Here is a 6,505-nt window from a genome sequence, read left to right as displayed (position 1 = left end):
CCGATCTCGGTGTGCGTGCCCTCGGTTTCGCGGTCGATCGCCTTGCCGATATCGTGCAGGAATCCGGCGCGCTTGGCCAACTCGGCATCGAGCCCCAGCTCCGCCGCCATCAGCGCGCACAGCGTCGCAACTTCCTTCACGTGACCCAGGACGTTCTGACCGTAGGACGTCCGGTACCGCAGCTTGCCCATCAAATTGATGACGTCGTCGTGGATGCCGTGCAAGCCCAGCTCAAAACACGCCTGTTCGCCCGCCTCGCGCACCATGATCGACATTTCCTTGTTCGCTTTCTCAACCACCTCTTCAATGCGCGTCGGATGGATGCGGCCGTCCACCACCAGCTTCTCCAGCGCCATGCGCGCCACCTCGCGCCGCACCGGGTCGTAAGCGGAAAGAATAACCGCCTCCGGCGTGTCGTCAACGATCACATCAACACCGGTCAGGGTCTCAAACGTGCGGATATTGCGCCCCTCGCGGCCGATGATGCGCCCCTTCATCTCGTCGTTCGGCAACGGCACGACCGACACCGTCGACTCCACCGTATGCTCGGCGGCACAGCGATAAATCGCCTGGATGATGATCTCGCGCGCCTCTTTCTCCGCCTGTTGCTCCGCCTTCTCCTTGATCTCCTTGACAATCGCGGCCGCCTCCATCTTGGCTTGGCCGATCAGATTGTCCATCAGCACGCGCTTGGCCTCCTCCGAGGACATCTGCGCCACCCGTTCTAACTGCTTATTCTGGTCGATAATCAGCTGCTCCAGCTCCTTCTCGCGCACGGAAATCCCCTTCTCGCGATGCTGCAGCGCCTTATCCTTGTTGACGAATTCCTTTTCCTTCTTATCAAGAATATCCACCTTGCGGTCAAGATTAATCTCCCGCTCTGCCAGCTTCTTCTCGACTTTCTGGAAATCCGCTTTCTTGGCCTGCAGGTCCCGCTCGAACGCAACCTTGGACTTGTACCACTCGTCCTTGGCCTCAAGCAAGGCTTCCTTCTTCTTAATCTCTGCTTCCTTGACGGCGTCGTCAACGATCCGCTTGGCTGACTCCTCGGCGCGGCGAATCTTGCCGAACGACGTCTTACTGGCAAGCAGATACGTCACGAGCGACGCGGCGACTACGGCGCCGACCAACTCGATAATCAAAATCACCAGAGGCGACATGGTTGTACTCCCGCCTGACCATCCCATCGAAAGGGGTCAGACCCGTTTATGTGAAAAGAACGACTTTGGGGGAGTTAGCGTAGGCTGGTTACCAATGAAATCTCAACGCGCCGGTTGCTGTGTGGGCAACTTGGTCTCGAGCCATTCCAAAATGGTCTGCGTCTTTTCTTCAATGGTCTTCACTTCGTGAGAAGAGGCACGACGTGCCTTAAACAACTCGTCGGTAATGTTCAACGCTGCCAAAATGGCAACCTTGGCAGGCGATCGACTACCATTCGGTTCGGAGATCTCGCGCATCTTCGCATCGAGATAGGATGCCACCTCTTGGATATAATCAGGATTGGCGTCCCCCCGAATCGGATAGTCTTCGCCGTAAATGTTAACCGTTACGGTTTGTTTTTTATCTTCCGTCATCAAGTGAATCAGAAATCCAGACTGAGCTACGTTAATTCGCTAACCCAAAATCTATGTTCGTCTTATAAATACGTTAAGAAGTTCAAATGTTGGAGTCAAGAAATTTTGAGCTCGGCCTGGACTTGATCAATTTTATCAACGATTTTCGATATCCGCTTGAGCGCTACATCGTTCGTGGCCTGTAATGCCTTGGTAAGCTGTCCGTTCTCTGTTGTCAACGCCCGGGTACGCCCCTCCAGGGTCTTGATCTGGCTCCGCAGTTCGCCACATTCAACCTCCAGACTCGTCTTCTCGGCCTGTAGCGTCTCGAACTTCGCGACCAACTCGGTCACCTTGGACTGAAGCTTTTCCAAGTTACTCATATTGACATCCTATGAACGTAGTTCAGCGCCAAAGGCGGCCTTTAACGCTTCTACTATCCTATTGCATTTCAAATCAATCTCTTCGATAGTTAAAGTTTTACTTTCATCGCGGAAACTGAGCCGATATGCGATCGATTTTTTGCCCGAAGCCACCTGCTTGCCGCGATAAACGTCAAAAACCAATATCTCTCTTAGAGTTTCGTCGGCATGCTCATTAATCACTTTAATGATGGCAGAATTCTGAACCGGCTCATCCACCACAACGGCCATATCACGATCCGAACTCGGATAGCGTGGCAACGGCTTGTAAGGATGCGGCTTGACCCGTAAGGATAATAGTGCCGAGAAGTCGACTTCGGCAAGGAATACATCGAATTTTATTGAGAAAGCCTTCAGCATTGCCGCTGCAACCTTTCCGCAGCGCCCAACTGCCGAACCGGCCAGCAGAACGTCAAACGAGCAGGTCGGGTCAAACGTCGGATGCTCTCGCGGTTCTGTCTCCAACCGCTGCGTTGCCAGTTCACTCAGCGACTCCAGCGCACCCACAATATCTGCCAGTCCAAACTCGCCAGGATGAAACGCCCAATTCTCTTCCCGGTCACTGCCGCAGAGCGCCAGCCCGATGCGGCGCGATTCCATCGGTAGCTCATTTACCCTTGCGCTGGCCACGAATCCCAATTCAAAGACCTTCACGGTTCGAACCTGGTGGCTGACATTCTGGTAGACGACGTTGAGCAACCCCGCCAGTAGACTCGGACGCAGACACTTCAAGTCTTCCGAGATCGGATTGACGATCTCCACACAAGCCGTCCCAGGATCGGTGAGCTTGAAATGATTAGGGTCGCCGATGCTATTGGTGACGACTTCGTAGTACCCTTGTGCCATCAACGTCTGTTGGACCTTCCCGGCGAAGACATCCGACTCAATCCGCGCGGTGACGAGGTTGCCGCCCGCCCGCATCCGAACCGGGATCTTCTCATAGCCGTTAATGCGCGCGATCTCTTCAATCACGTCGATTTCGCGCGTGATATCGGGCCGAAACGTCGGCACTTCGACGGTCAAGTTCTTTCCCGGTTGCACCTTGAACTCCAGGCCGTTGAGCACATCCAGCATCGTCGGCGAACTCAACTCGGTGTCGAGAATCTGATTGACGCGACTCGGACGCAACTCCAGTTTGACCGGCTCGATCTTATTCGGATAGACATCGACGATTCCGCTTGCGACCTTGCCGGAAGCGTACTTCTCCAGCAACGCCGCCGCGCGGTCGAGAGCAACGGGCACGATATTCGGATCGCAGCCGCGCTCGAATCGGGTCTGCGCCTCTGAAATCAAACCAAGATGCTTGCGGCCGCGACGAATCACTGAAGCGCTGAAATATGCCCCTTCGAGCAGGACATTCGTGGTCTTCTCGGTAACTTCCGAAAACTGCCCGCCCATGATGCCGCCGATGGCCACCGGCGCCACCGAATCGGTAATCAGCAGCACGTCGGGGGTGAGCTTGCGTTCCACGCCGTCCAACGTCGTGAAGGTCTCCCCGTCGACCGCGCGCCGGACCAGCACCTTCGGCTGTTTGAAATTGTCGAAATCGAAGGCATGCAGCGGCTGGCCATATTCCAGCAGGACATAATTTGTGATGTCGACGACGTTGTTGATCGAGCGAATCCCGCTCGCCAGCAACCGCTGCTGAATCCACCACGGCGAACGGCCAATCTTGACATTGCGGATCACGCGCGCTGCATAACGGGGACAGGCGTCGGGATCGGCAATCGCGATCTCCACCTGCGCCGCCGCCGTCTCGCTGCTCTCCTTCATCTCGACCGCCGGCCGCTTGATCGGCGAGCCGGTGATGGCGGAAATCTCGCGGGCAATGCCGATTGCGGAAAGACAGTCGGCGCGATTCGGGGTCAGGTCAAAGCCGAGGATGTAGTCGTCCAGATTCAGCGCCGTCCGCAAATCGGAACCCGACTTGATCGATGCTTCGATCTCCATCAACCCGGAATGGTCATCCGAGATGCCGAGTTCATACTGGGAGCAAAGCACACCCTCCGACAACACGCCGCCGATTTCGGCGCTTTGCACGCGCTGGTTGTCGGCCAGCACCGCGCCCGGCAGCGCCAACGGCGCCTTTATTCCCACCTTGACGTTGGGCGCGCCGCAGACCACGGTCATCTGGATATCGCGGCCGAGTTCGACCCGGCACACCTTCAGTGTGTTCTTGCTCGGATGCGGCTCGCAGGTCACCACTTTGCCGACCACGATGTTGTCCAGATTGCCGGCAACCGGCTCGACGCTTTCCACGGCCGTGCCGATTGAGGTCAGCTTCGTCGCCAGTTGGTGCGGATCCAGCGCGACATCGACAAGTTCGCGCAGCCAGTTGTATGAAACTTGCATAACCCTGCCCTGTTAGAACTGGTCCAGAAATCGCAGGTCGTTTTCGAAGAAGAGCCGGATATCGTCAATCTGATAGCGCAGCATGGCAATCCGCTCCACGCCCATGCCGAATGCGTAGCCGGAGTAAACCTCCGGGTCGTAGTTGACCGACTTGAACACGTTCGGATCGATCATGCCGCAGCCAAGGATTTCGAGCCAGCCCTCATGCTTGCACACCCGACAACCGCGGCCGCCGCAGAGAATACACGAAATGTCGACTTCCATCGACGGCTCGGTGAACGGGAAGAAACTGGGCCGGAAGCGGAACTTGACGTCGCTGCCGAAGAACGTATGTGCGAATGCCGTCAGCACGCCCTTCAGATCGGCAAACGTGACATCGTGATCAACGTAGAAGCCCTCGACCTGGTGGAAGACGCAGTACGAGCGCGCGCTGATCGCCTCCTGGCGATACACCCGCCCGGGCGCCACAATCCGCACCGGTGGCTTGGTGCGCTCAAATTCGCGAATCTGGATCGGCGAGGTATGTGTCCGCAGCACCGTGTCCTTGCCGACATAAAATGTATCCTGCATATCGCGCGCCGGATGATCGGGCGGGAAATTGAGCGCCCCGAAGTTATAATATTCCGTCTCTACCTCCGGCCCTTCGGCCACGCGGAAGCCCATACCGTAGAAAATGTCAACGATTTCGTTCAAGGTCTGGGTGACGGGGTGGAGCTTCCCCGCCGGATAACGCTTCCCCGGCAGGGTATAGTCGATCTTTACCTTGGAACGAGCGCTCTGATCGCCGACAGCCGTGAGCCGCTGCTCAAGCAGTTGCTCGATGGCCACGCGCAGATCATTTGCCTGCTGGCCGACCGTGCGGCGCTGCTCGGGATCAAGGTCCTTGAGGCTTTTCAGCAGAGCGGTGACACCGCCCTTCTTGCCGAGAAATCGGACCCGACAGGCTTCGACCTGTTCCGGCGTGGCCGCAGCGGCAAGATCCGCCTGCGCCTGCGCCAGTATGTCCGCCGCAGTCTCGGACATGGGCCTTAGGCGCTCTTGGCGATTTCGGCGAGTTTTACAAAGGTGGCTTTGTCGCGAATGGCCATGTCGGCCAGCACCTTGCGGTCGAGGTTCACGCCGGCCTTGAGCAGACCGTTGATGAACTTCGAATAGGTGATATCGGCCGCCCGGCACGCCGCAGAAATGCGGGTAATCCAAAGCCGGCGATAGTCGCGCTTGCGATTGCGACGGTCGCGATAAGCGTAGGTCAGACCCTTCTGGACGGTCTCTTTGGCCGTGCGGATCAGCTTGCTGCGCCCGCCGAAGTTGCCCTTGGCGCGATCTAAGACTTTCTTCCGGCGGCGGCGCGAAGCAACGTTATTCGTTGCGCGTGGCATATCTCTAACTCCTTGTCAAATTCGCAGACTTCAATTGTACGGCAGCAGGTACTTGAGCTTGCGGAAATCCGCACCGCTCGCAAACTGCGCTTTGCGCATCTGGCGTTTCCGCTTGGCGGATTTCTTGGCCAGAATATGGCGCGCATAGCCGTGCTTAAACTTGACCTTACCGGACGCGGTCTTCTTAAATCTCTTCGCCGCCGCCCGATTCGTCTTTACCTTCGGCATTCTCGCTTCCTTTACTCTTACTCGCATCGATCTTCGGGCTCACCACCATCGTCAGCGTGTTGCCCTCCATCTTCGCCGGCATCTCGACCACGGCGTGCTCGGACAGATCCGCGATTAGTTGCTGCATCAATTGCTCGCCGTACTCCTTGTGTGCCATCTCGCGGCCGCGAAACTGCACCATCACCTTGACTTTGTGTCCGGCGTTGAGGAACTCAATAACATGGCGCGTCTTGAATTGATAATCGTGGTCCTCGATCTTCGGTCGATACTGCATCTCCTTCATCGTCACCGCGTGCTGCTTCTTCTTCGACACGCGCGTCTTCTTCTGCAGTTCGTATTTGTAGCGGCCGAATTCGAGAATCTTGCACACCGGCGGCCGCGCCGTCGGCGATATCTCTACCAAATCAAGTCCGCGACTGTAAGCCAGTTCTAAGGCATCCCGCGTTTGCATCACGCCAACTTGTTGGCCGTCCGAGTCGATCACTCTCACTTCCGGGATGCGGATCATTTCATTAACTCGGATGTCTGGCTTCCTCTTAGTTATTGCTTCACCTCCATGCTGGTTTTCGCT

The 6,505-nt window shown here is 56.8% G+C and carries 8 protein-coding genes; all 8 read right to left on the bottom strand.

What is annotated here, in order from left to right; genetic code table 11:
- Nucleotides 1–1,160 (bottom strand): ribonuclease Y (gene rny / locus IT585_01560; GenBank protein ID MCC6961918.1); only part of this gene is annotated, 1,160 nt, incomplete at its 3' end.
- 102 nt (nucleotides 1,161–1,262) lie between these two features.
- On the bottom strand, nucleotides 1,263–1,574 hold the full coding sequence (locus tag IT585_01555; GenBank protein ID MCC6961917.1) for a cell division protein ZapA: 312 nt from the start codon (nucleotides 1,572–1,574) through the stop codon (nucleotides 1,263–1,265).
- A 95-nt stretch (nucleotides 1,575–1,669) separates the two neighbouring features.
- Nucleotides 1,670–1,936 (bottom strand): cell division protein ZapB, encoded by a 267-nt coding sequence (gene zapB / locus IT585_01550; protein MCC6961916.1) that lies wholly within the window; start codon nucleotides 1,934–1,936, stop codon nucleotides 1,670–1,672.
- A gap of 9 nt (nucleotides 1,937–1,945) precedes the next feature.
- Nucleotides 1,946–4,327, bottom strand: coding sequence for a phenylalanine--tRNA ligase subunit beta (locus IT585_01545; GenBank protein ID MCC6961915.1), 2,382 nt, complete (start codon nucleotides 4,325–4,327; stop codon nucleotides 1,946–1,948).
- A gap of 12 nt (nucleotides 4,328–4,339) precedes the next feature.
- A complete protein-coding gene (gene pheS, locus IT585_01540) occupies nucleotides 4,340–5,350 on the bottom strand; it encodes a phenylalanine--tRNA ligase subunit alpha (GenBank protein ID MCC6961914.1) in 1,011 nt (336 codons plus the stop codon).
- Nucleotides 5,351–5,355: 5 nt separating this feature from the next.
- Nucleotides 5,356–5,706, bottom strand: a complete 351-nt coding sequence (gene rplT / locus IT585_01535; protein ID MCC6961913.1) for a 50S ribosomal protein L20 — start codon at nucleotides 5,704–5,706, stop codon at nucleotides 5,356–5,358.
- 30 nt (nucleotides 5,707–5,736) lie between these two features.
- On the bottom strand, nucleotides 5,737–5,934 hold the full coding sequence (rpmI, locus tag IT585_01530) for a 50S ribosomal protein L35 (protein ID MCC6961912.1): 198 nt from the start codon (nucleotides 5,932–5,934) through the stop codon (nucleotides 5,737–5,739).
- Nucleotides 5,891–6,442: a translation initiation factor IF-3 gene (locus IT585_01525; GenBank protein ID MCC6961911.1), complete on the bottom strand. Its 552-nt coding sequence runs from the start codon at nucleotides 6,440–6,442 to the stop codon at nucleotides 5,891–5,893. Before IT585_01525 ends, rpmI begins: the two co-directional genes overlap by 44 nt.
- Nucleotides 6,443–6,505: the final 63 nt, after the last annotated feature.

The sequence above is a fragment of the Candidatus Zixiibacteriota bacterium genome (genome assembly GCA_020853795.1).
Lineage (GTDB): Bacteria > Zixibacteria > MSB-5A5 > CAIYYT01 > CAIYYT01 > JADJGC01.
The sequence above is the reverse complement of the archived record's forward strand: the minus strand, read 5'-3'. Positions and strand labels throughout refer to the sequence as shown.